Here is a 23,505-nt window from a genome sequence, read left to right as displayed (position 1 = left end):
CCATTCCCATCGTCCCGACATTTGTCATGGCGCGGTATAATCGTGCGACAAATGCGTTCTAACGCCCATTCCACGAGGATATGGGTTCAAAGGGACGGATGATGCGACTTTGGGTAGGGTTGATGCTGGCGAGCGCGATGCCGGCAATCGCACAGGCACAGGTCGCGTCCACCCCGCAAACGCCCGAGCAGCCCGCCGCAACGCCTTCGGCCGCGACGCCGCAGCAGGTGACCACGACCACCAACGCCCCGGCATCTCCGAACGCCATGGCCCCGGCGGCCAAGGGCGGTGCGCGCGCCGCGTCGTCCGCCCCGCAAGAGCCGGAGGAAGAGGATGAAGAGGCAGAGGCGGGCGATGTCGTCGTCACCGCCCGGCGCGAACCCGGTGCGGTGGTCGGGGACATTCCCCCCGAACAACAGCTCAGCCCCGCCGATATCCGGTCCTATGGCGTCTCCACCGTCTCCGACCTGCTGAACGAACTGACGCCCCAGACGACCAGCGGTCGGGGCGGATCGCCCGTCGTGCTGCTCAACGGGCGGCGCATCGCGGGCTTCCAGGAAATCCGCGACCTCCCGACCGAGGCGATCCTGCGCGTCGACATCCTGCCCGAGGAAGTCGCGCTGAAATACGGCTATAGCGCCGATCAGAAAGTGGTGAATTTCGTCCTTCGCCCCCGCTTCCGCTCGCTGGTCGCCGAGGCGATCGGTCAGGTGCCGACAGAGGGGGGCACCGCGCAGGGGCAGGGGAAGCTCGATTCGCTGGCGATCCGCCGCGACAAGCGGCTGAGCATCCATGTCGACTATCAGGAACGCTCGCGCCTGACCGAGGCGGAGCGCGATATCCTGGCACCGGCCAGCAATGCGGCGCTGGGCGGCAATATCGTCACCACCGACCCGGGCCTGTCCGCGCTGACCAGCACGACGCCCAGCGTGGTCGGCATTCCGGCCGGGCTGAGCGCGCTGCCGACGCTTCAGCAACTGGCGGGGAGTCCCGCCAACGCCACCGACATCACCCGGTACCGCACCCTGCAAAGCGCGCAGCGGCAGTTCGACGCGAACATCGTCTATGCGCGCAACATCTTCAATAAGGTCGCCGCCTCGTTCAACGCCGAGGTGCAGACGACGCAGAGCAACAGCTGGCAGGGGTTGCCCTCCGCCAACCTGCTGCTGCCGGTCGGCAATCCCTTCTCGCCCTTTTCCACGACCGCGACGATCAGCCGCCTGACCGATGCCTATGGCCCGCTGAGCCAGGACAATACCGGACTGACCGCGCATCTGGGCGCGGTGTTCAACGGTGATCTGGGCAAATGGCGCTGGTCGTTGACCGGGGCCTATGACCGGGCCGAAAGCCGGGTCGCCACCGATACCGGGCTGTACATCACCGGGTTGCAGGCGCGGCTGAACGCCAATGACCCGACCGCCAATCCCTTCGGACCGATCGATGCGCTGGGCCTGTCGCCGCGCAACTACGCGCGCTCCACCTCCTCTTCCGGCGAGATCGACGGGTTGCTGAGCGGCCGGGTGTTGCCGCTGCCCGCGGGCGATATCCAGGCGACGATCAAGATGGGGGCGCAGACCAGCGACCTGTCCAGCCGTTCGACCCGGTTCGGGGTGGTGCAGACCGGCAACGTGTCGCGCGATATCGCCAACGGGCAGGTCAATCTGGACTTTCCCATCGCGCGGCGCAGCAAGATGGTGCTGGGTGCGCTGGGCGATCTGTCGCTGAACCTGAACGCCGGAGCGAACCAGCTATCGGACTTCGGCACGCTGACCAGCTATGGCTATGGCGCCAACTGGGCGCCGCTGGAGGGCGTGCGGTTCATCGCATCGTGGAGCCGCCAGGAGGATGCGCCCAGCGCCGCGCAACTGGGCAATCCCACCATCACCACGCCCAATGTCCGGCTGTTCGATTATGTGCGCGGCACCACCGCGACGATCACCAGCATCACCGGCGGCAATCCCGGCCTGGTCGAGGACAATCGCCGCAGCATGAAGCTGGGCCTGAACCTGAAGCCGTGGCGCGATCGCGACCTGACCCTGTCGGCCAATTATTTCCGCAATACCACCGACGATCCGATCGCGTCCTTCCCGACGCCCACCGCCGCGATCGAGGCGGCCTTTCCCGACCGCTTCTCGCGCGACGGAAACGGCAATCTGCTGCGCGTCGATTCGCGACCGATCAACTTTTCCCGCAGCGAGCGGCAGCAACTGCGCTGGGGCATCAACTTCTCGCGCCCGATCAAGTCCCGCATCCAGAAGGAGCTGGAGGCATTCCGCGCCGGGACCGTCCCCAATCCCTTTGCAGGGATGAACTTTCCGGGGCGGGGTGGCTTTGGCGGAGGGCGCGGCGAAGGGCGTGAGGCGCGGGCCGAGAGAGCCGGTGCGCCCGGCGCCGAACTGGGCGGCGCGCCCGATCCCAACGCGCCCCCGCCCCCACCGCCGGCGGATCGGCCCGAGCCGCGTGACGGAGACGGTCCGCCGCGCGGGGCCGGCGGACCAGGCGGGCCGGGTGGTCCGGGCGGACGCTTTGGAGGCGGCGGCTTCGGCGGCGGGCGTGGCGGCGGGCGAATCCAGTTCGCCCTCTATCACAGCTGGACGCTGGTCGACCGGGTGACGGTGGCCGATGGCGGCCCGGTCCTCGACCTGCTGAACGGCGATGCGATCGGCGGCAGCGGCGGCACCTCGCGGCATCAACTGGAGGCGCAGGCGGGGTATAGCAACAACGGGGTGGGCGTGCGCTTCTCGGGCAACTGGCAAAGCGCCACCCGGGTCAATGGCGGTACGCTCGCCGCCCCCCAGACGCTGAACTTCGGCAGTCTCGCCACGGTCGATCTGCGCCTGTTCGCCGATCTCGGGCAAAGGATGGAGCTGGTTCGCGCGCATCCCTGGGTGCGGGGAATGCGGGTCAGCCTGCTCGTCGACAATGTCTTCAACCAGCGGCAGCGGGTGACCGATGCGTCGGGCACCGTCCCGATCGGCTATCAGCCCGGCTATCTCGATCCGCTCGGCCGCAGCATCCGGCTGTCGGTGCGAAAACTGTTTTTCTGACCCGTGGAGCGTTCTGCCCCATCTATGCCCCTTATTGATATGATGTTATAAAAAATTCTGATTAATCTACAATAAATTTGCCCGTATCCGGCGCAATCTGGAATTGCGGTGGTGTGCGGCAGCCGGAATAAAGCGAGTTTTTCCGCAAGGTCTTGGATCAATCACTGGGGGCATGAATTGGGTCAGGGGTTCGAGGTCGTGAGCGACCACTACAGGGGAAGGTCCGTCCAGATGACCGCAGGGATCGATGACCGATTGCGTCGGATCCGCGACGAGTTGGAGGCCGTCGAAACCCTTTTCAGGGTCGAGCAGGAAACGCGGGTCACCCCGGCCGATATCGGACAGGTGATCCGTGCCGCGCGCGAGGGGATCGGGCAGTATTTCGATCACTCGCTGTTCGCCGACCCGGCGTTCGACATGCTGCTGTTCGTCTTCCTGGAGGAGGAAGAGGGGCGGATGGTCGAAACCAGCGCCTGTTACCGCGCATCGGGCGTGCCGCGAACCACGGCGGTCCGTTGGATCAACATGCTGGTGTCGATGGGGATGTTCGAAAGCGCGCCGCACCCGACGGATCGTCGGCTGGCGCTGCTGAGCCTCAGCGAGGAGGCGCGGGCCGGGATGCGGCAATGGCTGGGTGGGCTTCGGCCGCTGCTGGACCGGATGAGCGCGGTGCAGGGCCGTCGCGACTGATACCCCTTCGTTCGGCTCGATCAGGCCGCGCGGGCCATCCGCTCGCGCAGCCGGTGGGCGAGTTTTTCCAGCGTCACGCCGTCGATCCGCTCGGCGATCGGCGCACTGGATCGCAATATGTCGGCGATCGCCAACTGCGCCTGGGTGATCCGGTCGATCGACTGGATGCTTTCCATATGACGGCGCAACGTGTCGGAATCGCTTCCCAGATCATAGGCTAGCTCGGCCAGGGAGCGGGTCAGTTCGACCAGCTCCTCGGCCAGCGCCTGCGCCAGATCTTGACCGATACCGAGGCCGGGTGCCGATTCGGTCGTCATGACCCTTACTTTCCGCAGAGTTTGAGGACATTGGCCGAGATGGCGTCCCCGGCCACCGGCTGCGACACCATCCCTTTGGACAGGCTGAAGTCGGTGCCCGTCCGGCCGATCGCATAGGCGCCCCCCGCCAGCATCGCGCGCAGGCCCGCCGCGCCATCCTCGTCGTCCAGTGCCAGCAGCACGCCCAGCCCATTGGCCCCCGCGGCCTTGGCCACCGACGCGAACAGCAGCGAGATGGACGGCCGTTCGCCCGCCACCGGCTCGCGGGCGAGAAGGCGGATCCTACCCTCCGGCCAGGTGTCGACGACCATGTGCGTCTCGCTCTGCGGCGCGAAATAGATGGTGCCCTGTTCGACCTTCATGCCGTCGGCCGCCTCGACGACCTTGGGCGCGATCTGGTCGCGCAGCTGGTCGATCATCGGGGTCAGCAGGCCCGGCGACATCTGCTGCACCACCAGGGTCGGCGGGCAGTTGGCGGGAAAGCTCTGGAACAGGTCGAACAGCGCCTGGGTATTGGCGGCGTCGGCCCCGATCGCCAGGATGCGGCCGTTCCAGTTCATCGCGGGCGGTGGCGCCTTGCGGGCATGACCCGGCGCGCCCCCAATCCTGCGCTTCAGGTCGGCGTTGCGCGCCGACTTGATCCGCTTGCCCAGCTTGTTGATGATCGCATCCAGTTCGGACTGAACCGCGACCTTGGGCTTGGGGAAACAGTCGATCGCGCCGAGGCGCAGCGCCTCGACCGACTCGGCGGCGCCGGCCGCGGTGCGGGTCGAGAACATGATGACCGGCATGGGCCGCGTCTCCATGATCTCCGCCAGATAATCCAGGCCGCTCATCCCCGGCATCTCGACGTCCAGCGTCATCACCTCGGGGCGATATTGCTCGACCATCGCGCGCGCTTCCGCCGCACCGTCCGCGGCCCCCACGACCGCCACGCCCTTGATCCGCTCAAGCGCGCCCGAGATCAGCACCCGCATCGTCAGCGAGTCGTCGACCACCAGAACCTTCACATCGGCCATTACGCAATACCTTCCAAGACGGATGCGCCGTCACATCCGTGTCACACAAGTCTCAAGCCGCTTCCGCGGTCACGCCCACGCCGTCCGACAGGCGGTCGAGCGCCAGGATAAGGATCAGCCGCTGGTCGATGGTCGCCAGTCCATCGAGGAAGTGGGCCGCGGTCGAATCGCCCATGTCGGGCAGCGGCTGCATCGATTCGGGCGGGATGGTCACGATATCGTTGACCGCATCGACGATCAGGCCCTGCAACTGCTCGCCGATCCGCACCACGATGATGACGTGCCGCGCGCTGGGATCGGTGATGCCCCAGCCCAGCCGGTGACGCAGGTCCAGCACCGGCAGGACGACGCCCCGCAGGTTCACGACGCCGCGCACATGAGCGGGCACGTTGGGCAGCGGGGTCGCCGGCGACCAAGCGCGGATTTCGCGGATGGCCATGATGTCGACGCCCAATATCTGGTCGCCGAGCTGGAAGGTGATGAGCTGACGCGACATGGTCGGTTCCTTCGGACTTGGGATCAGTGCAGCACGCGGCGGATGGCCGCGGCGAGCTTTTCGGGGTTGAAGGGCTTGACGATCCAGCCGGTCGCGCCCGCGTCGCGTGCGCGCGCCTTCTTCTCGTCGGAGCTTTCGGTGGTCAGCACCAGGATGGGCAGGTTGCGGTGGCAGGGCTTGCGGCGCAGCGCCTCGATCAGGCTGAAACCATCCATGCGCGGCATGTTGATATCGGTGATCACCAGATCGGGTGCGGTGTCCGGCGTCACGCCGTCCAGCGTGTCGAGCGCATGGATGCCGTCCTCCGCCTCCAGCACCTGATACCCCATATCGGTCAGCGCCGCGCGCAGAAGCATTCGCATGCTGGGCGAATCGTCCACGGTCATGATGGTCTGGGACACGAAGGGGCCTTTCGACATTAGCTGGGTCATCAGAAGAACTCGACATCGCCGGTCGCGGCGGGCGGAGGCGTGGGGCGGGCGATGCGCGGCGGCGGGGCCAGCGCATCGGTGACGTGACGGCAACGGGCAAGGCCCAGCGCCGGGCGGAACTCGACGCGGCGCGCGCTGATCCCGCCGACATCCTCGCCGACCAGCGCGATCCGTTCGTCGGCCAGAAAGCGGCGCGCGAACTGCGCATTGGCCTGGCCGATGTCGCGGAATCCGTCGCGCATCATCGCGCCACCGAACAGCCTGGCCTTCAGGCTGTGCCGTTGCGCGCCGAGCGCCATCATCGCGTTGATCAGGACTTCCATCGCGTACACGCCGTAACGCTGCATGGATTTAGGATCCGTTTCCGCGCAGCCGGGTTCGGCGAGCAGAAAATGATTCAGCCCGCCGACCGCCGCGATCGGATCATAGAGACAGGCCGAGATGCAACTGCCCAGGATGGTGGTCAGCACCACGTCCTTTTCGGCCGACACGCGGGTTTCACCCTGGATGATGCTGATCCGTCGCAGGCCGTCGCGCTGCGCGATCGGGGTGATCGGGATCGCCTGGGCCGGGATCATGCCCGGCACCGATCGATCAGCGCGGGGGCGATGCGGCCGAGCGTCAATTGCCGCGTGACCGCGCCGATCTCCTGCGCGACGCCCGGCATGCCATAGACGACGCAGCTTTCCCGATCCTGCCCGACGGTGAAGCTGCCCTGGGCGCGCATGGCGAGCAACCCGTCGGCCCCGTCGCGGCCCATGCCGGTCAGGATCGCGCCGACCGCGTGCTTGCCCGCGACCTTGGCGACGCTTCGGAACAGCCGGTCGACCGAGGGGCGGTGGCCGCTGGTCGGATCGTCGGGGATCAGGCGCGCGCGATACTGGCCGTCGGTGCCCCCGACCTCCAGGTGATGGGTGCCGCCCGGCGCGAGATAGACATGGCCGGGCAGCAGGGGTTGGCCATGCCGCGCCTCGGCCACGGTCGGCTTGGACAGTCGGTCGAGCCTTGCCGCGAAGCTGGTCGTGAAGGTCGCGGGCATGTGCTGGACGATGACCGTCGGCGGGCAGTTGGCGGGAAAGCCGCCGAGCACCGCGATCAGCGCCTCGACCCCGCCCGTCGACGCCCCGATCGCGATCAGCGCATTGGCGCGCGGCTGGAACGGGCTGGCCGGCACCGGCGCGTGGGCCGCATCGCTGATGCGAACGCGGCGGCTGAGCGCGGCGGCCTTGACGCTGTCGACCAGATGGCGGTCGACGCATCCCTGCGCGGGCTTGGCGCAGCATTCGACCGCGCCCAGTTCCAGCGCGCGGATGGTCACATCGGCGCCCGCCTGGGTCAGGGTCGACAGCATCACCACCGGCATCGGCCGCAGCCGCATGATGCGTTCGAGGAAGTCGAGCCCGTTCATGTCGGGCATCTCGACATCCAGTGTGATGACGTCGGGGTCCAGCGCCTTGATCATCTCGCGCGCCTGGAGCGGGCCGTCGGCGGCCCCGACCACCTCGATATCGGGATCGCGGCGCAGCGTACCCGCGATCAGCGCCCGCATGGTGGGAGAATCGTCGACGATCAGCGTTCTTACGGCCATCAGGACACCTTCTGGAAAGCGGTGCGGCCGATGCAGCGGAAACGATTCGCCACATCCGGCGGGATGCGTTCGGCATGGCCGATGAAAATGGTGCCGCCATCGACCATCTGATCGGCGAAGCGGGACAGAAGCCGCGTCTTGGTCGCGTCGTCGAAATAGATCATGACGTTGCGGCAGAAGATCACGTCAAAGGGCCGCTTCATCGGCCAGGAACGCAGCAGGTTGAGTTCGCGAAAGGCTATGGTCGCGCGCAGCGCCGGGTGCAGTTCGTCCTGGTCGCCCACCCGGCGGCACCAGAGCTGGCGCATAGAGGCGGGCATGGCGCGGGTGGTATCCAGCGGGTAGCGGCCGGCGCGCGCGGTCGCGATGACACTGGGCGACAGGTCGGTCGCCAGCAGGCGGAAATCCTGCGAGGCCAGCCTTTCGGCGGCGCGGACGTCCTGGCCTGCGATCGTCATCATCAGCGAATAGGGTTCCTCGCCGCTGGAACAGGCCGCCGACCAGACGCGCACGCGGCCGCCGGTCGCCAGCCGCTGTGCGAAGCCGGGCCAGAGATGCTCGCGAAAATGCTCGAAATGATGGTTTTCGCGGAAGAAGGAGGTGTGGTTGGTGGTCAGCGCATCGACGGCGCGGGCCTTTTCCGCCGCATCCCGCTCGATCATCGCCAGATAGTCGGGGAAGTTGGTCAGTCCGCAGGCCCGAAGCCGCCGCGCCAGCCGCCCATAGATCAGCTTGGCCTTGCTCTCGGGCAGCAGGATGCCCGATTCGGCATAGACCATGTCCGCGATCGCGCGGTGATCGGACTCCGAGAAGGCGAACTCCATCTCGCGATCGGGGGGAAGGGCGGCGAGGGCGGTCACGCGGCCAGATTCTCGATGAACGCCGCGCCGCCGCCGCGCCCGTCCCGCCGCCATCGGCCGATCAGGGCGTCGACGTCGAGGATCAGCGCGACGCGGCCATCGCCCAGGATGGTGGCCCCGGCCAGCCCGTGAATGGCGCGGTAATTCGCCTCCAGGCTCTTCACGACGACCTGGCGCTGGTCCTGGATCGAGTCGACCATCAGCACCGCCTGGCCCTGGTCGCTTTCGACGACGATCAGCACGGCCTCCTCGGGCTTGACCTTCGCGCCGGTCACGCCGAGCTGTTCACCGACCCGGTGGACCGGGACATAGGTGCCGCGCACATCGAGCAGCGGCGACTGGCCGCCCACCACATGCACCTCGTCGATGCCGGGGCGCAGGCTTTCGACGATATGGGTCAGCGGGATGACGAAGGTCTGGTCGCCGACGGTCACGATCATGCCGTCGAGCACGGCCAGCGTCAGCGGCAGGCTGAGCGAGAAGCTCGACCCCTTGCCGAGTTCGGAATGGATGCCGATCCTGCCGCCCAGCGCCTGGATGTTCTTGCGCACCACATCCATGCCGACGCCGCGCCCCGAGATGTTGGAGACGACGGCGGCGGTCGAGAAGCCCGGCGCGAAGATCAGATTGTCGATCTCTTCCTCGGACAGTTGCGCGTCGTGCGTGATGATGCCGCGCTCGATCGCCTTGGCCTTGACGCGCGCCCGATCGATGCCGCGCCCGTCATCGGCGACGGTGATGACAATCCGGCCCGACTGGTGCGCGGCGGACAGCGTGACCACGCCTTCGCCGTCCTTGCCCACCGCCTTGCGATCGGCGGGCGTTTCCAGGCCATGGTCGACCGCGTTGCGGATCAGATGGGTCAGCGGTTCGCCGATCCGTTCGACCACGGTCTTGTCGACCTCGGTCATCTCGCCCTCCACCTCCAGGCGGACGCGTTTGCCGGTCTCGACCTCCAGTTCGCGGATGATGCGGGGCACCCGGCTGAACACCGTCTTCATCGGCTGTGCGCGGATCGCCATGGTCGAATCCTGCAATTCGCGCGTCAGGTGGTCGAGGTCGGACAGTTCGGAGATCGAGCCCATCTCGCTTTCCGACAGGCGCTGCGCCAGCATCGCCTGGGTGATGACAAGTTCGCCGACCAGATTGACCAGCCGGTCCAGCTTGTCGAGGTCGACGCGGATCGTCTGCGTGGCGGCGGCGGCCACGCGCGGACTGCTCGCCGCCTCCGCCGGCGATGGGGCGGTCTTCGGGGTCGGGGCAGGAAGGGGCGCGACGGGCACGGCCGCGACCGGCGCGGCCATCGTCTCGACCATCGCCGTGATCTTCGCGATGGGGGGCGGGGCGGTGTCGACCGGCTTGTCCAGGGCCGGCCCGGCATCGCCGCGCGTGATGGTCAGGCGGCATTGCGGATCGGCGAAATCGAAGACCGCGCGGATATCCTCCTCATCGGCCGCCCCCGGCATCGCCATGGTGAAGCCGATATAGGCGCGCTCGGCATCCAGCCCGTCGAGCGGGGGTAGTGCGGACAGGTCGGCGGACAGGGTCCGGCCGCCCATGCGCGCCAGTTCGCGCAGCGCAAGTATCGGCTCGGCACCATGGTCGAACGCGCGAGGGCCGGGATGGATGGTGACGATCCACTCAGCCGTCTCGGGCTCGGCGGTCGTGGCGGCGGGCTCTTCGAGCATCGCGAACAGCGCGTCGAAATCGTCGAGTGCAGGGGGGGCGGCCACCGTTTCGGGCTCGTCCGCGATCCCCGTTTCGGGCGCGGGCGTGCCGCCGCCGACATCGCCCTGGGCGGCGGCGGCCAGACGGTCGAGCATCGCATCGTCGCCGGGCGGGGAATCCTCGCCGCGCGCGGCGGCGACATGGTCGGTCAGCGTGTCGAACGCCGCGACGATCAGGTCGATCAGCGGCTCGTCCAGCGGCAGGGTGCCGTTGCGGATCAGGTCGAGCAGGGTCTCGTAATGGTGCGAGAAATGCTGGAGCCGCTCATGCCCGAACGCGCCAGCGCCGCCCTTGATCGAGTGGACCGCGCGAAAGACGGTGTTGATCGTCTCGTCATCCTGGCGCCCGCGCTTCAGATCGGCAAAGGCGGTTTCCAGCGTGCTGAGGCCCTCTTCGCATTCCTGGAAGAAAATCTGCTGGATCTCGTCGAGATTCATCGGGTCGGGCCTTTCAGGCGGCGGCGACGAGGCTGTCCAGCCCCGCGAGCGCGATCATCGAAGTCAGCGCTTCGGATGGGTTCTGCAATTCGAAATCGGTCCGAATCGAGGTCGCCATGGCCTGTGCGCTGGCCAGCACCTGAAGACAGGCCTGCCCCACCTGCGCCACCTGTCCCCCGTCCAGCACGACGCTATCGCCCGTCGCGATGAGATCGAGCAGCGTCTGACGCAGCGCGGTGGCGGCAGAGGTATCCAGTACGGGGGCGAGTGACAGGGCGGTCACGGCATGACTCCAGACAGGCGATGGAGGACGGGTAAGCGGTAAAAGGCCCACCCCCCGAGCGGCCCGAGCGGCCGTAGGGGGGACGGGGTGGGCGATCAGAATTCGGTCCAGTCGTCCTCGTTCACCGCCAGCGCGGCGTTGCCGAAGGACTGGGGCGCGGCACGTGCCGACTGGGCGATACGCCGGCCCGCCGCGGCGACGCGCTGCTGCATCTGGTGGACGGGTTGCGCGGAACTGGCCGCGAAGCTGTTGCCCGACGGCATGTCGGCGATGCGAAAGCGGGCGATCTCGTGCGCCAGGCCATCGGCCTCGACCGCCAGCGAGCGGGCGGCGGCGGTGGCTTCCTCGACCATCGCGGCGTTCTGCTGCGTCACGCCGTCCATCGCCGAGACGGCCGTGTTGACCTCCTGAAGGCCGATCGACTGTTTTTCGGCCGAGCTGGCGATGTTTTCGACCAGCGTGCTGATCTCGGCGATCTGGGCGATGATCCGCTCCAGCGCGCGGCCGGTCTCGCTGACCAGGCTGACGCCCGATTCGACCTGGTCGGAGCTGGCGAGGATGCGCGACTTGACGTCCTTGGCGGCGTCGGCCGAACGCTGGGCCAGTGCGCGGACTTCCGAGGCGACGACCGCGAAGCCCTTGCCCGCGTCCCCCGCCCGCGCCGCCTCGACACCCGCATTCAGGGCGAGCAGGTTGGTCTGGAAGGCGATGCCGTCGATGACGCTGATGATCTCCGAGATTTCGCTGGAGGCGCGTTCGATTCCGGCCATGGCATCGACAGCGCGGCGCACCACCGCGCCCGACTGTTCGGCCTCGATCCGGGCATCGGCCACCGCGCGGTTGGCGCGGTTCGCGCCCTCGGCGGTCTGGCGGACGGTCGAGGTGATCTCGTCCATCGCGGCGGCGGTTTCCTCCAGGCTGGCGGCCTGCTGCTCGGTGCGCTGCGACAGGTCGTCCGAGGCCTGGCGGATGTCGTTTGCCCCGGCGTTGATGCCGTGCGTGGCGACCGTCACCGTGCCCATGACCCGCGCGAGCGATTCCATCGCCCGGTTGAAGTCGGTGCGCAGCTTCTCGTAGTCGGCGGGGAAGGGGGTCTGGATGGTTTCGGTCAGATTGCCGTCGGCCAGTTCACCCAGGCCCTTGCCCAGCGCGCTGACGACGATCTGCTGTACCTCCGCGGCCTGCCGCACCGCGACGGCGTTCCGGCGGAACACCTGAAACGCCTTCGCCATGCGGCCGATACAGTCGCGATAATCGGTATAGAGCGTTTCGCCATGGATATGGCCCGCGGCCAGTTCCTCCATCGCGACCACGCTGCCGACATAGGGGTCGCAGATCAGCTTGCGGCTGACGCGCGAGAGGATCAGCGAGGCGAGGACCGCCACGCCCGCCGCGATGACGGGCGGGGTGGCGACCAGGCCGCCGCTGGCGATGATCGTCGCCGCCAGCCCGACCATGGCGATGCCGCCATAGATGACGGTCAGTACATCGAACTTCAAACGTATGGGAGCCGTCTTGGCAAACCAGGACAACATTACGGCAAACCCTCCATCAACCTGTGCGCGAGCGGGAGAACTCGCTTCCGGGTGGCGGGAGGACAGGGCGATGGGCCTGATCCTCCAGCATGTGTGCCCATAATGGGCAGGAAGCGTAAATATCCCGTTTCACATCGGTCGGTTTGCGGAGGGAGGCGGGTTTATCCCTTGTTCTCCATGCTTTGGGTCATGCCCGATGCGGACAGGATCTCGATCCAATAGCCATCGGGGTCGGTGATGAAGGCGATGTCCTTCATCTTGCCGTCCTGGGGCCGCTTCTTGAAGGGGACGCCCAGCGACTCGAAGCGCGCGCAGGCCTCGGCGACGTTCGCGACACTGATCCCGATATGGCCGAACCCGCGCGGATCGCTGTTGCCGTCATGATAGCCCCGGAAGTCCGGGTCGGTTTCCGTGCCCCAATTATGGGTCAGCTCCAGCGTGGTCTCGCGGTTGAAGATGAAGCGGGCCCGCTCGGCGGGATCCTGGGGAATCGTCTCGCCTTCGGCCAGATAGGCGAGGAAGTAGAGCGAGAAGCGCATCTCCTCGAAATCCAGCTTGTGGAGCAGGGTCATGCCCAGCACGTCCTGATAGAAGGCGAGCGAGGGCTTGGGGTCGCGGATGCGCAGCATCGTCTGGTTGAGCGCGAAGGATTCGGTGCCGGTGGGGCGGGTCATGGATAGGGTCCTTGGAAACGGCAAGGCCCCCCGCCCGGTGGGGCGAAGGGCCTTGATCGGGAATAGCGAGACTCAGGCGAGCGTCAGGCCGACATTCACATTATTGCGGGTGGCATTGGAATAGGGGCAGACCTGATGCGCGGCGTGCATCAGGCGCTCGCCGTCCGCGCGGTCGACGCCCGGCAGGCTGGCGACCAGATCGACGGTGATACCATATCCGCCTTCCTCACGCGGGCCGAACCCGACCTCGGCAGTGACGGTGGCGTCCGGCGGTACCTTCACCCCCTCCTTGCCGGAGACGGCCTTCATCGCCCCCAGGAAACAGGCCGAATAGCCCGCCGCGAACAGCTTTTCCGGGTTGGCGCCTTCACCGCCTGGACCGCCCATTTCCTTCGGGACCACCAGCTTGACGTCGACCGAGCCGTCCTCCGAGCGCGCCGCGCCGTCGCGACCGCCGGTGGCCGTGGCCTTGGTCTTGTAGATCACATTCACACCCATGTCGGATCTCCCTTGGTGAATTGGGCCGCTGTAACAGCATGTGCGGCACGAGCGTGCCTCGAAACGTCATGGCCGATCATGCGTTCCGCGCGCTGCAAGCGATTGCGGCGATCCTTGCTCATCGTGCGGTGGCCCGGATGGCCGCGTCCGACCAGCCGCCGCCCATCGCCTGGTAAAGGGTGATATAGGCCGTCATCCGGTTCGCCTGCGCCTCGGCCAGCGCCAGTTCGGCGCTCAGCAGACCGCGCTGCGCATCCAGTTGCTCCAGATAGGAGGAATAGCCCGCGCGGTAACGGTTGGAGGCGATCCGCAGGGCGTCCGCCTGCGCCGCGCGCTGCCCGGCCAGCGCGGTCGCCTGCTCGTCGGAGCGGCGGACCGAGGCGAGGCTGTCGTCCACCTCGCGAAAGGCGGTCAGCGCGGTCCGGCGATAGGCGAAGGCCGCCTGGTCGCGCCGCGCCGTACTGGCATCGGCCTGTGCCCGCAGCCGTCCGGCGTCGAAGATCGGCGCGAGCACGCTGCCCCCGATCGAGAAGATGGTGATCGGATTGGCGAGCGCGTTGGACAGGACGACTCCCGCCGATCCGGTCAGCCCCAGGCTGGGCAGCATCGCCGCCCGCGCGCTGTCGAGCGAGCGGTCGGCGGCGACCAGCGCCTGCTCGGCCTGGAACAGGTCGGGGCGACGGCGCAACAGGTCGGCGGGCAGGCCGTCGGGAATCGCGGGGCGATTCAGCCGGTCGATCGGCAGGCCACGCTGGATCGGTCCCGGCGCGCCGCCGACCAGCACGCTCAGCGCATTCTCCTGCCGCGTGACCGCCAGTTTCGCGGCGGCGACGAGTTGCTGGTTCGAGCGATATTCGCCCTCGGCCTGCCGCAATTCGAGGTTGGAGGTATAGCCCGTCTCCGCGCGCCGCCGCGCGATGCGCAGCGCCTCGGTCCGCGCGGCCAGCGTCTCCTCGGCGATGTGCAGCCGGTGGTCGAGCGCGCGCAGCGACACATAACCGCTGGCGACCCCGGCGGCGAGCGCGAGGCGGACCGTGTCCCGCGCCGCCTCCGTCGCGAGCAGTTGCGCACGCGCGGCGGCACGGGCGCTGCGCAACCGGCCGAACAGGTCGAAATCATAACTCGCCTGCACCAGCGGCTGCGCGCCGAACTGGTCCAGCCCGGTGCCGAAGGCGGTGACGCTGCGCCCCTCGGACACGGGCAGACCGGCGGTGATGCTGGGCGACAGTTGCGCGCGGGCGAGCCGTTCCTGTGCCCGCGCCTCCTCGACCCGTGCCGCCGCGCTGCCCAGATCGGGGCTGTCGGCCAGCGCGCGGGCGACCAGCGTGGTCAGTTGCGGATCGCCGAACGCCTGCCACCAGTCGGCGGCGATCGGGCTGCCGGGGCCGAGCGTCGTGCGCCAGGCGGGCGGCGGCACGACCATGCTGCCCGCCGGGGCCGTGGGGCGCGGGCCGATGCAACCCGCCAGCAGCAGCGCGCCGGCCAGGGGCAGGGCAATGTGCCCCTTCATCGCACCTGCGGCCCGCCGGAGGTGTCGACCCGCGCCTGCACCGACATGCCCGGACGCAGCCGCGCCGCCAGCGGCTGGCCCGGATCGACGCGGATGCGCACCGCGATGCGCTGCGGCACCTTGGTAAAATTGCCGGTGGCGTTGTCGGACTTGAGCACAGCGAATTCGGACCCGGCGGCGGGCGAGATGCGCTCGACCCGGCCGGTCAGTCGCGCATTGGCGAGCCCGTCGACGGTGAAGCTGGCGGGCTGCCCCACGGCCATGCGCGCGGTCTGCGCTTCCTTGAAATTGGCGATGACCCAGGTTTCGGGCGGGACCAGGAACATCAGTTGCGAGCCCGCCGTGACATATTGGCCCAGCCGGACGCCGACTTCGGACAGGCGCCCGCGCTCCGGCGCGCGGACGATGGTGTTGGCCAGGTCGATCTCGGCCAGCCGCCGCGCGGCCTCCGCCCCCGACACGCCTGCCCGCTGTCCGCCACGGCCGACCTCGACCGTGCGGATGTCCTGCCGGGCGATCTCACGCGCGGCCTGGGCCTGACGCAGGCTCGCCTGGGCCTGGCGCAGCGCCGCGAGCGTCTGGTCGCGTTCGCGCAAGGACACCGATCCATCGGTGACGAGATCGTCGACCCGCGCCATGTCCGCCCGCGCGCGCATCAATTGCGCCTCGGCATTGGCGACGGCGGCGTCCTGTGCGGCCAGGCTGGCGGTGCGGGCGGCCTGGGTCTGGCGGCTGTTGGCCAGCGTCGCCGCCTGCGCATCGACCTGCGCGGTCGCCTGATCGACGCGCTGGCGATAGATGCGGTCGTCGATGCGGACCAGCGGCTGGCCGGCGCGCACCGTCTCGAAATCGCGGACCAGAACGGCGGTGACGTATCCGCTGACCTGCGGCGCGATCACCGTGGTCCGTCCGCGCACATAGGCATTGTCGGTCGACTGCACATCGCTGGCGAAGGGGGGTAGCCGCCATGCGGCGAGCACCGCTGCGACCCCGCCGATCACCAGCAGCACGATCAGCGTCCTGGAGCGCCATCCGCCCGAGGGTGGCCGCCATCCTGATACGGGCGCGGATGGCGGTACCGGGGCGGGGGGCGGTGCAGGTGGCGGGACGCCCGCCTCGGCGGCGGCTTGTTCGGTCATCGGGGTGGGGGATACGGGCGAACGGGGATCGGTCATGGCTTATGCCTTGGCAGCGGCGCGCAGGCGCCGGGCGCGCCGCCAGGTCAGCAGCGCGAGGAACAGCGTGACGGCGGCGGCGAGCGCGGCCACCAGCCGGAAGACGTCGTTATAGGCGCGGATATTGGCCTCGCGCGTGGCGGCCTGAGACAGGAGCGCGGCCCCCTCCGCCCGGTCGAGCGCGGGATCGGCGATCACCCCGCCGACACGCGCGCCACCCGCCTGGATACGCTGGGTCACCTGCGGGTCGGTGGGGTCGATATTCTGGACGATGGCGGCGCTGTGCGCCTTTTCGCGGATCGTCTGATAGGTGCCCAGCAAGGCCGTCCCGCCGAGGCTCCCCACCGAATTGAGCATACCGAACAGCGCGATGAAGCTGACCACATGCCCCGCCCCCTGTTGCAACGCGCGGGTCATCCCGAACAGCAGCGACGGGCCGAGGAAGAAGGTGGTCGAAAAGGCGATCACCGCCTGGGTCGCGTAGAATTGCGGCGCGCGGGTCAGGTTGGTCGAGAAGCTGTCGGCATCGGCTGCGATGGCGACCAGCCCGATCGCGAACATCACCGGATGGGTCAGGCGGTTCACGTCCAGCGTCACCGCACTCATCACCACGCCCGCGACCGAGGCGATGAAGGCGATGGTGAACAGCGTCCCGAACTGGTCGTTATTCTGGCCCAGCATGGTCAGCAGGCCGACCGCGCCGAAATTCTGCTCCGAAAGCACGATGCGCGCCATCAGCGTGACGATGGCGAAGCGGACGATGTCGATCGACCCCAGCCAGCGCGTGTTGAGCAGCGGATTGGCGCGGTGATGCTCGATCCACAAAGCGGCGGCGAGGAGGGGAATGGCGATGGCCAGCGCCCAGCCGATCCACGCGGCCTGGGTCCACCAGACCAGCCGCCCCTGGCCCAGCACCGCGCAGAACAGCCCGATTGCCGGCGCATAGAGCGCGAAGGTCAGGAAATCGAGCGGCTCGAACGCCTTGACCCGCTGCGTCGGCGGCAACCGCAGCGCGATGATCGAGGCGAGGCTGATCGCCGCGAGCCCGAATTCGAACATGTAGAGTGTCCGCCAATGCGACATGGCCAGCAATTCGGGCGAGAACAGCCGCGCCAGCGGGGTCGCGCATTGCGGCACGCCGATGCCCAGCACGATCGCCTTCAACCGCCATTTCGCGGGAAGCGCCTGCATCATGTAGTAAAGGCCGAGCGACGACAGCGCCGCCGCCGCCATGCCGCTCGCCGCGCGGACCGCGATGGCGGTGGAGAAATCGCGCACGAACAGATGCGCGAAGGCGAGCAGGGTGTAGAGCCCCGAGAACAGCAGGGCGAAGGGGCGCAGGCCGAATTGCTGGCGGAACTTGATCAGCAGCAGGTTGATCGACGCGTTGGTCATCACATAGGCGATGGGCAGCCAGGCGATCTCGGTCGGGTCGAGGCCCAGCGCGCCCTGCAACTGCACCGTGTTGACCTGGACCAGCGCATTGCCCAGCCCGCCGGTCAGACCGATCAGCACCGCGATCACACCATAGGCGACGCGCCTGCGCGCCGGATGCGTGAAATTGCCGGGGGAGCCGGGAATGGTCGGCCGCTCATGGGGAGCGAAGGACCATTCCTCCTCGCTCCAGAATTGCCGAAACCGCGATGCCATCCCCCCCTCCTTTCGCTCCCCTCACGCCTAACGCACAACGGGCGAGTCGGATGCGTAAGGAAAGCACAGGTCAAAGCGATTTCAGAGGGGGTGTCGCACGGCACCTGGGATGGGCGCGTAGGGTGGGCGTCAGGACAGGCGTAATGTGTAGAATTTCCGGTCCACATCCATCACGGGAAAGTCGTCCGGCAGCGCGGATCGCGCGATTTCCGTAAAGCCGTTCTTTTCGTAGAATCGATGCGCGGCAAGAAACGCCTCGGTCGTGCCGAGATAGATGTCGGCGATCCCCATCCCGCGCGCGTGCCGGACAAGCGTTTCCATCAGCCGGTCGGCAACGCCGTGGTCGCGGCCTCTCACAGGCGCGGCGACGAACATCTTGCGCAACGCGGCGCGCCTGTCGCCCAGCGCCTTCAACCCAATCGTCCCGACGACCGTGCCGGATCGTTCGGCGACCCAGAATCCGCCTGCGCCGGTCTGATAGAAGGAGGCGATGTCGGACAGGTCGGGCTGATCCTCCGCCGTGATCGCAATCCCGAATTCCGTCTGCTGGATCGGCACGATGAGCTGGATGACGCCCGGCTTATCCCGCGCTTCGAAGGGACGGATGGATAGGGTCATAGCCCATTCTGACGTCGACATGCGGGCGGTGCAACGGTTTCGCGCCCGGATCGGCCGCCGGGGCGTCAACCGTCCAGCATCGCCCGGATGCGCGCCGCGAGGTCGGTGAAGTCGAACGGCTTGGTGATCAGGGCGACGCCGGCATCCAGCCGCCCGCCATGGACGATCACGTCGCGCGCATAGCCGGTGGTGAACAGCACCTTCAGGTCGGGGTGGAGCGACCGCGCGGCCGAGGCGAGGTCGGCGCCGGTCATCCCGCCCGGCAGCACCACGTCGGAGAAGAGCAGCGCGATCCGCGACGCCTCCGGCGCGTCGAGCAGCGCGAGCGCGGAGGCGCCGTCCTCGGCCTCCAGCACGTCATAGCCCAGTTCCCGCAGCGCCTCGGTCGAATAGGCGCGGACATCGGCGTCGTCCTCGACCACCAGGATCGTCTCCGATCCCCGGTCGGCCCGCACCGGCAGGGGGGAATGGTCGGCACCGTCCACCACCTCGCCCCGGAAGCGCGGCAGGAACAGCGACACGCAGGTGCCATGGCCGGGCATGGATTCGATCTGAACCTGTCCGCCCGACTGTTTGGCGAAGCCATAGACCATCGACAGGCCCAGGCCGGTGCCCTTGCCGACCTCCTTGGTGGTGAAGAACGGCTCGAACACGCGGCCCAGCGTCGCGCGGTCCATGCCGGTGCCGGTGTCGCTGACATCGATCGCGACATAATCGCCCGGATCGGTGACATAGGGGACCGGCCCCGCCGCCATCGCCGCCTGTCCGTCCAGCGTGGCGTTGCGCAGCGTGATCGACAGGGTGCCACCATGCGGCATCGCGTCACGCGCATTGACCGCCAGGTTCAGGATCGCGCTTTCGAGCTGGTTGGGATCGGCTTCCGCAGGCCAGAGGCCGGGCGCGGCGCGTACCGTCAGCGACACCTGTTCGCCCAGCGTGCGGGTAAGCAGGTCGGACAGCCCGTCGACCAGCCGCATCGCGTCCACCGATTGCGGTGCAAGGGGCTGTCGCCGCGAAAAGGCGAGCAGCCGCTGGGTCAGTGTCGCGGCGCGCTTGGCGCCCGTCATCGCATTGGTCGCCGCGCGTCTGGCGCGGGGTTGTCCCTCGGCGGGCAGGAACCGGTCGAGCATTTCCAGGTTGCCGACCACGACCTGGAGCAGATTGTTGAAATCGTGCGCGATGCCGCCGGTCAACTGGCCAACCGCCTCCATCTTTTGGCTCTGGCGGAGCTGCGCCTCCATGTCGGCCAACCTCTCCTGCGCGGCCAGATGGTCCGACACGTCGGTCGCGAACTGATAGGCGCCGACCGGCGTGCCGTCCGCCGCGACCAGCGGGCTGAAGCGCAGCTCATAGTGCCGCCGCTGGCCGCCGAGGTCGTCCAGCGCCTGGATCACCGAGAAATCCTCGCCCGCCAGCGCGCGTGTCCAGTAATCGCGCATGATCGTCAGGATCTCGGGCCGCGCCGCCATCGCGTCGCCCTTGTTCTGGCCGATCTGCGGGCGGCTGCCGAAGATGCGCTCGAAATCCTCCGCGGCGGCGCGATTGATCGCCAGATAGCGGTGGTCGAAGCCCAGCACCTGGACCATCGTGCCGGTCGAATCGATGATGTCGGCGAACAGCTTGCGTTCGGCCAGCGCCTCGACCACGCGGCGTTCCAGCACGGCATTGACGTCGCGCAGCGTCGCCTCCGCCCGGCGGCGCTCGTCGGTGTCGAACACCGATCCGACCATGCCCAGATAGGTGCCGTCATCGTCGATCCGCGGGATCGCGGTCATCATCGCCCAGCGATGGCCGTCCCGGACATGGCGAAGACGGAATTCGAGGTGAAATGCCGCCTGGGTGCCGGCCGCGTCGCGGAAGGCCTCCTCCACCATCATGCGGTCATCGGGATGGATCGCCCTCAGCCACTGGAAGTCCAGCCCCTGTTCGAACGCCAGGCCGGTCTGCTGCGTCCAGGCGCGGTTGACATAGACGCAGCGCCCCTCCGCATTGGTCAGCCACATGATGATCGGCGCATGATCCGCGACGTTGCGAAAGCGTCGTTCGCTTTCCCGCGCGGCGGACAGGGCGGTTTCGCGCTCCTGTCGGTCGCGCATCCGCGCGCTGGTGTCGATCACCGTCGCCAGGATCCCGGCGGGGTGCCCATCCTCGTCGGCGATCGGGGTATAATCCAGGTCCAGCCAATGCTGGCGTGGTCTGCCATCATGGCTGAGCATCATCGCCTGGTCGCGATAGGCCAGTGTCCGTCCGCCCAGCCCCGCCGCGATCACCTCGGCATTGAACGCCGCCGCCTCCGGCCAGGCCTCGACCAGCGGACGGCCCAATATGGCGGGATGCCGGTCGCCCGAAAATTCGGCGTAACCGGCATTGTAGATCAGGATGCCCTCCGGCCCCCAGATCGTCGCGATGGGAATGGAGGAGGACAGGGCGATGGCGATCGCGGTCATCCGGCTTTGCGGCCACCCGCCGATCGGGCCGAGCGGGGTGCTCGCCCAATCGAATGCCGCGATCAGCTGCCCCATTTTACCGTTTCGTGCCAGAACAGTCGCAAACCCGGCGGGAATCTCCACAGGGTTACGGCTTGTCGCAGTCATGCTCCCTCCACCTCCCTGGCTGACTGGCGCAATAGCGGCTGTAGCGTTGCTTGAACGTTAAGGACAGAGGAATTGGCGAAAACTTGCCTTGTGTGGATACAATTGGTCCAGCGGCGGCGGCAGGTCTTGGCCATGGCCTGGGTTTATGGGTCGGTTCGGCGGTTACGTTTGGGGGGATGGGGTGTTGCGCCATGGGGCGGCGACCCGATCGCCGCGCCGCATCGCGGCGGGCGCCACACTTTGTCACGGAGCCGATGGCCATTTGCCATGTTCGACTGCTAATGTCGGTTCAAAACTGGAGAGAGAGGCATGAACGCACATATTCACCCTGTGCCGGACTGGGCCGATAGCGCGTCCATGGATGGCGCCGCCTATGCCCGCGCCTATGAAGCGGCACGGACCGATCCCGATGGCTATTGGGGCGAAGAGGCGCAGCGGCTGGACTGGATCACGCCCTTCACCACGGTCAAGGACACCAGCTTTGCCGAGGCGGATTTCCGCATCCACTGGTTCGCCGACGGGCAGCTTAACGTCGCGGCCAATTGCATCGACCGGCATCTGGCGACTCGCGCCGACCAGATCGCCATTCTGTGGGAAGGCGATACGCCGGGCACCGAACGTCGCATCACCTATCGCGAACTCCATGCCGAGGTTTGCCGCCTCGCCAATGTCCTGAAGGGACTGGGCGTCGCCAGGGGCGACCGCGTCACCATCTATCTGCCGATGATCCCCGAGGCGGCGTTCGCCATGCTTGCCTGTGCGCGGATCGGCGCGATCCATTCTATCGTGTTCGGCGGCTTTTCGCCGGAAAGCCTGGCCAACCGCATCGTCGATTGCGATTCGCGGATCGTGATCACCGCGGACGGCGGCTGTCGCGGGGGCAAGGCGGTGCCGCTCAAGGCCAATGTCGACGCCGCGCTGGAGCATGACGGTGTCGCGGTCGACCATGTCGTCGTCGTCCGCCACAGCGGCGCGTCGGTGACGATGAAGGAGGGCCGCGACCAGTGGTATGGCGATCTGGTCGCTGCCGCCTCCGCCGACTGCCCGCCTGAGCCGATGGGAGCGGAGGACCCGCTGTTCATCCTCTACACCAGCGGTTCGACCGGCAAGCCCAAGGGCGTGCTCCACACCAGCGGCGGCTATCTGCTCTGGGCATCCTATACCCATCAGCATGTCTTCGATTACCGCGAGGGCGAGGTGTTCTGGTGCGCCGCCGATGTCGGCTGGGTCACCGGGCACAGCTATGTCGTCTATGGCGCACTCGCCAACGGCGCGACGACCCTGATGTATGAGGGCGTGCCCAACTATCCCGATTTCAGCCGCTTCTGGCAGATTGTCGACAAATACCGGGTCGCGATCTTCTACGCCGCACCGACCGCGCTCCGCTCGTTGATGCGTGAGGGCGACGAATGGGTGAAGAAGACCGATCGCTCCAGCTTGCGCGTGCTGGGCTCGGTCGGCGAGCCGATCAATCCCGAAGCCTGGGAATGGTATTATCATGTGGTGGGCGACGGGCGCTGCCCGATCGTCGACACCTGGTGGCAGACCGAAACCGGCGGGCATATGATCGCCCCGATCCCCGGCGCGGTCGCGCTCAAGCCCGGCTCGGCGACCAAGCCGCTGCCCGGCGTCCTGCCGGAGATCGTCGATGCCGAGGGGAAGGTGCTGGACGGCGCGGTCGAGGGCAATCTGGTCATCGCCGATAGCTGGCCGGGGCAGATGCGCACTGTCTGGGGCGATCACGACCGCTTCTTCCAGACCTATTTCACCACCTATCCGGGGAAGTATTTCACCGGCGACGGATGCCGCCGGGATGAGGATGGCTATTACTGGATCACCGGCCGGGTCGATGACGTCATCAACGTCTCGGGCCATCGCATGGGCACGGCGGAGGTCGAGTCCGCGCTGGTCGCCCATGTCAAGGTGGCCGAGGCCGCGGTGGTGGGCATGCCGCACGACGTAAAGGGGCAGGGCATCTATGCCTTCGTCACGCTGAATTCGGGCGTCGAGGAGGATGAGGCATTGCGGGCCGAGCTGGTCCAGTGGGTCCGCCGCGAGATCGGGCCGATCGCGACCCCGGACGCGCTGCAATTCGCACCCGGCCTTCCCAAGACGCGCTCGGGCAAGATCATGCGCCGCATCCTGCGCAAGATCGCCGAGAATCATGTCGATGCGCTGGGCGACACCTCGACCCTGGCTGATCCGGCGGTGGTCGATCACCTGGTCGCCAACCGCATCGAACCGGGCAGGAAGGCGGCGTGATGGGGTAGGGGCTGCCTGAATGGTGGCCCCTTTCCGCTTGGCCTTCGAACGCGCTCAGCCCGAGCGACGTCGAAGGCTGCGCCCCAGTCGGTT

At 67.7% G+C, this 23,505-nt stretch carries 20 protein-coding genes; 3 read left to right on the top strand and 17 right to left on the bottom strand.

Annotated features, from left to right (window positions below; translation table 11 throughout):
• Positions 1–98 precede the first annotated feature (98 nt).
• Positions 99–3,047 carry a TonB-dependent receptor gene (locus ABDV78_RS04525; protein ID WP_343526044.1) on the top strand — a complete coding sequence of 983 codons (2,949 nt, stop codon included), beginning with the start codon at positions 99–101 and terminating at the stop codon, positions 3,045–3,047.
• Positions 3,048–3,278: 231 nt separating this feature from the next.
• Positions 3,279–3,737 (top strand): hypothetical protein, encoded by a 459-nt coding sequence (locus tag ABDV78_RS04520; protein WP_343526043.1) that lies wholly within the window; start codon positions 3,279–3,281, stop codon positions 3,735–3,737.
• A gap of 20 nt (positions 3,738–3,757) precedes the next feature.
• On the opposite strand, the gene ABDV78_RS04515 is transcribed toward ABDV78_RS04520, so the two are convergent.
• From ABDV78_RS04515 to ABDV78_RS04435, 17 genes are all read right to left on the bottom strand, one after another.
• The gene (locus ABDV78_RS04515; RefSeq protein WP_343526042.1) at positions 3,758–4,054 is read right to left on the bottom strand and encodes a hypothetical protein; all 297 of its coding nucleotides are present in this window, start codon (positions 4,052–4,054) and stop codon (positions 3,758–3,760) included.
• A 5-nt stretch (positions 4,055–4,059) separates the two neighbouring features.
• Positions 4,060–5,073, bottom strand: coding sequence for a chemotaxis protein CheB (locus ABDV78_RS04510; RefSeq protein ID WP_343526040.1), 1,014 nt, complete (start codon positions 5,071–5,073; stop codon positions 4,060–4,062).
• A gap of 52 nt (positions 5,074–5,125) precedes the next feature.
• Positions 5,126–5,569 (bottom strand): chemotaxis protein CheW, encoded by a 444-nt coding sequence (locus tag ABDV78_RS04505; protein ID WP_343526038.1) that lies wholly within the window; start codon positions 5,567–5,569, stop codon positions 5,126–5,128.
• 23 nt (positions 5,570–5,592) lie between these two features.
• Complete coding sequence (locus tag ABDV78_RS04500; RefSeq protein WP_343526169.1) at positions 5,593–5,970, bottom strand: response regulator; 378 nt, start codon at positions 5,968–5,970, stop codon at positions 5,593–5,595.
• Positions 5,971–5,999: 29 nt separating this feature from the next.
• Positions 6,000–6,578 carry a chemotaxis protein CheD gene (locus ABDV78_RS04495; protein ID WP_343526036.1) on the bottom strand — a complete coding sequence of 193 codons (579 nt, stop codon included), beginning with the start codon at positions 6,576–6,578 and terminating at the stop codon, positions 6,000–6,002.
• A complete protein-coding gene (locus tag ABDV78_RS04490) occupies positions 6,575–7,588 on the bottom strand; it encodes a chemotaxis response regulator protein-glutamate methylesterase (protein ID WP_343526035.1) in 1,014 nt (337 codons plus the stop codon). The genes ABDV78_RS04495 and ABDV78_RS04490 overlap by 4 nt, the downstream gene beginning before the upstream one ends.
• The gene (locus ABDV78_RS04485; RefSeq protein ID WP_343526033.1) at positions 7,588–8,448 is read right to left on the bottom strand and encodes a protein-glutamate O-methyltransferase; all 861 of its coding nucleotides are present in this window, start codon (positions 8,446–8,448) and stop codon (positions 7,588–7,590) included. Before ABDV78_RS04485 ends, ABDV78_RS04490 begins: the two co-directional genes overlap by 1 nt.
• The gene (locus tag ABDV78_RS04480; protein WP_343526032.1) at positions 8,445–10,613 is read right to left on the bottom strand and encodes a chemotaxis protein CheA; all 2,169 of its coding nucleotides are present in this window, start codon (positions 10,611–10,613) and stop codon (positions 8,445–8,447) included. The genes ABDV78_RS04485 and ABDV78_RS04480 overlap by 4 nt, the downstream gene beginning before the upstream one ends.
• Before the next feature lie 13 nt (positions 10,614–10,626).
• Entirely contained in the window at positions 10,627–10,896 is a 270-nt protein-coding gene (locus ABDV78_RS04475) for an STAS domain-containing protein (RefSeq protein ID WP_343526031.1), read from the bottom strand.
• A gap of 95 nt (positions 10,897–10,991) precedes the next feature.
• Positions 10,992–12,431: a methyl-accepting chemotaxis protein gene (locus ABDV78_RS04470; protein ID WP_343526029.1), complete on the bottom strand. Its 1,440-nt coding sequence runs from the start codon at positions 12,429–12,431 to the stop codon at positions 10,992–10,994.
• A 161-nt stretch (positions 12,432–12,592) separates the two neighbouring features.
• Entirely contained in the window at positions 12,593–13,105 is a 513-nt protein-coding gene (gene gloA, locus ABDV78_RS04465) for a lactoylglutathione lyase (protein WP_343526028.1), read from the bottom strand.
• A gap of 72 nt (positions 13,106–13,177) precedes the next feature.
• Entirely contained in the window at positions 13,178–13,603 is a 426-nt protein-coding gene (locus ABDV78_RS04460) for an organic hydroperoxide resistance protein (RefSeq protein WP_343526027.1), read from the bottom strand.
• Positions 13,604–13,721: 118 nt separating this feature from the next.
• Positions 13,722–15,113 carry an efflux transporter outer membrane subunit gene (locus ABDV78_RS04455; protein WP_343526025.1) on the bottom strand — a complete coding sequence of 464 codons (1,392 nt, stop codon included), beginning with the start codon at positions 15,111–15,113 and terminating at the stop codon, positions 13,722–13,724.
• Positions 15,110–16,288, bottom strand: coding sequence for an HlyD family secretion protein (locus ABDV78_RS04450; protein WP_343526023.1), 1,179 nt, complete (start codon positions 16,286–16,288; stop codon positions 15,110–15,112). The genes ABDV78_RS04455 and ABDV78_RS04450 overlap by 4 nt, the downstream gene beginning before the upstream one ends.
• Positions 16,289–16,291: 3 nt before the next feature.
• Complete coding sequence (locus tag ABDV78_RS04445; RefSeq protein ID WP_343526021.1) at positions 16,292–17,938, bottom strand: MFS transporter; 1,647 nt, start codon at positions 17,936–17,938, stop codon at positions 16,292–16,294.
• Between the two features lie 129 nt (positions 17,939–18,067).
• A complete protein-coding gene (locus ABDV78_RS04440; protein ID WP_343526020.1) occupies positions 18,068–18,556 on the bottom strand; it encodes a GNAT family N-acetyltransferase in 489 nt (162 codons plus the stop codon).
• Between the two features lie 65 nt (positions 18,557–18,621).
• Complete coding sequence (locus tag ABDV78_RS04435; RefSeq protein WP_343526019.1) at positions 18,622–21,078, bottom strand: PAS domain-containing protein; 2,457 nt, start codon at positions 21,076–21,078, stop codon at positions 18,622–18,624.
• A gap of 381 nt (positions 21,079–21,459) precedes the next feature.
• Here ABDV78_RS04435 and acs point away from each other — a divergent pair, with 381 nt between their 5' ends.
• Positions 21,460–23,412, top strand: a complete 1,953-nt coding sequence (gene acs, locus ABDV78_RS04430) for an acetate--CoA ligase (protein WP_343526018.1) — start codon at positions 21,460–21,462, stop codon at positions 23,410–23,412.
• Positions 23,413–23,505: the final 93 nt, after the last annotated feature.

This window comes from Sphingomonas sp., assembly GCF_039594485.1.
Taxonomy (GTDB): domain Bacteria; phylum Pseudomonadota; class Alphaproteobacteria; order Sphingomonadales; family Sphingomonadaceae; genus Sphingomonas.
The sequence above is the reverse complement of the archived record's forward strand: the minus strand, read 5'-3'. Positions and strand labels throughout refer to the sequence as shown.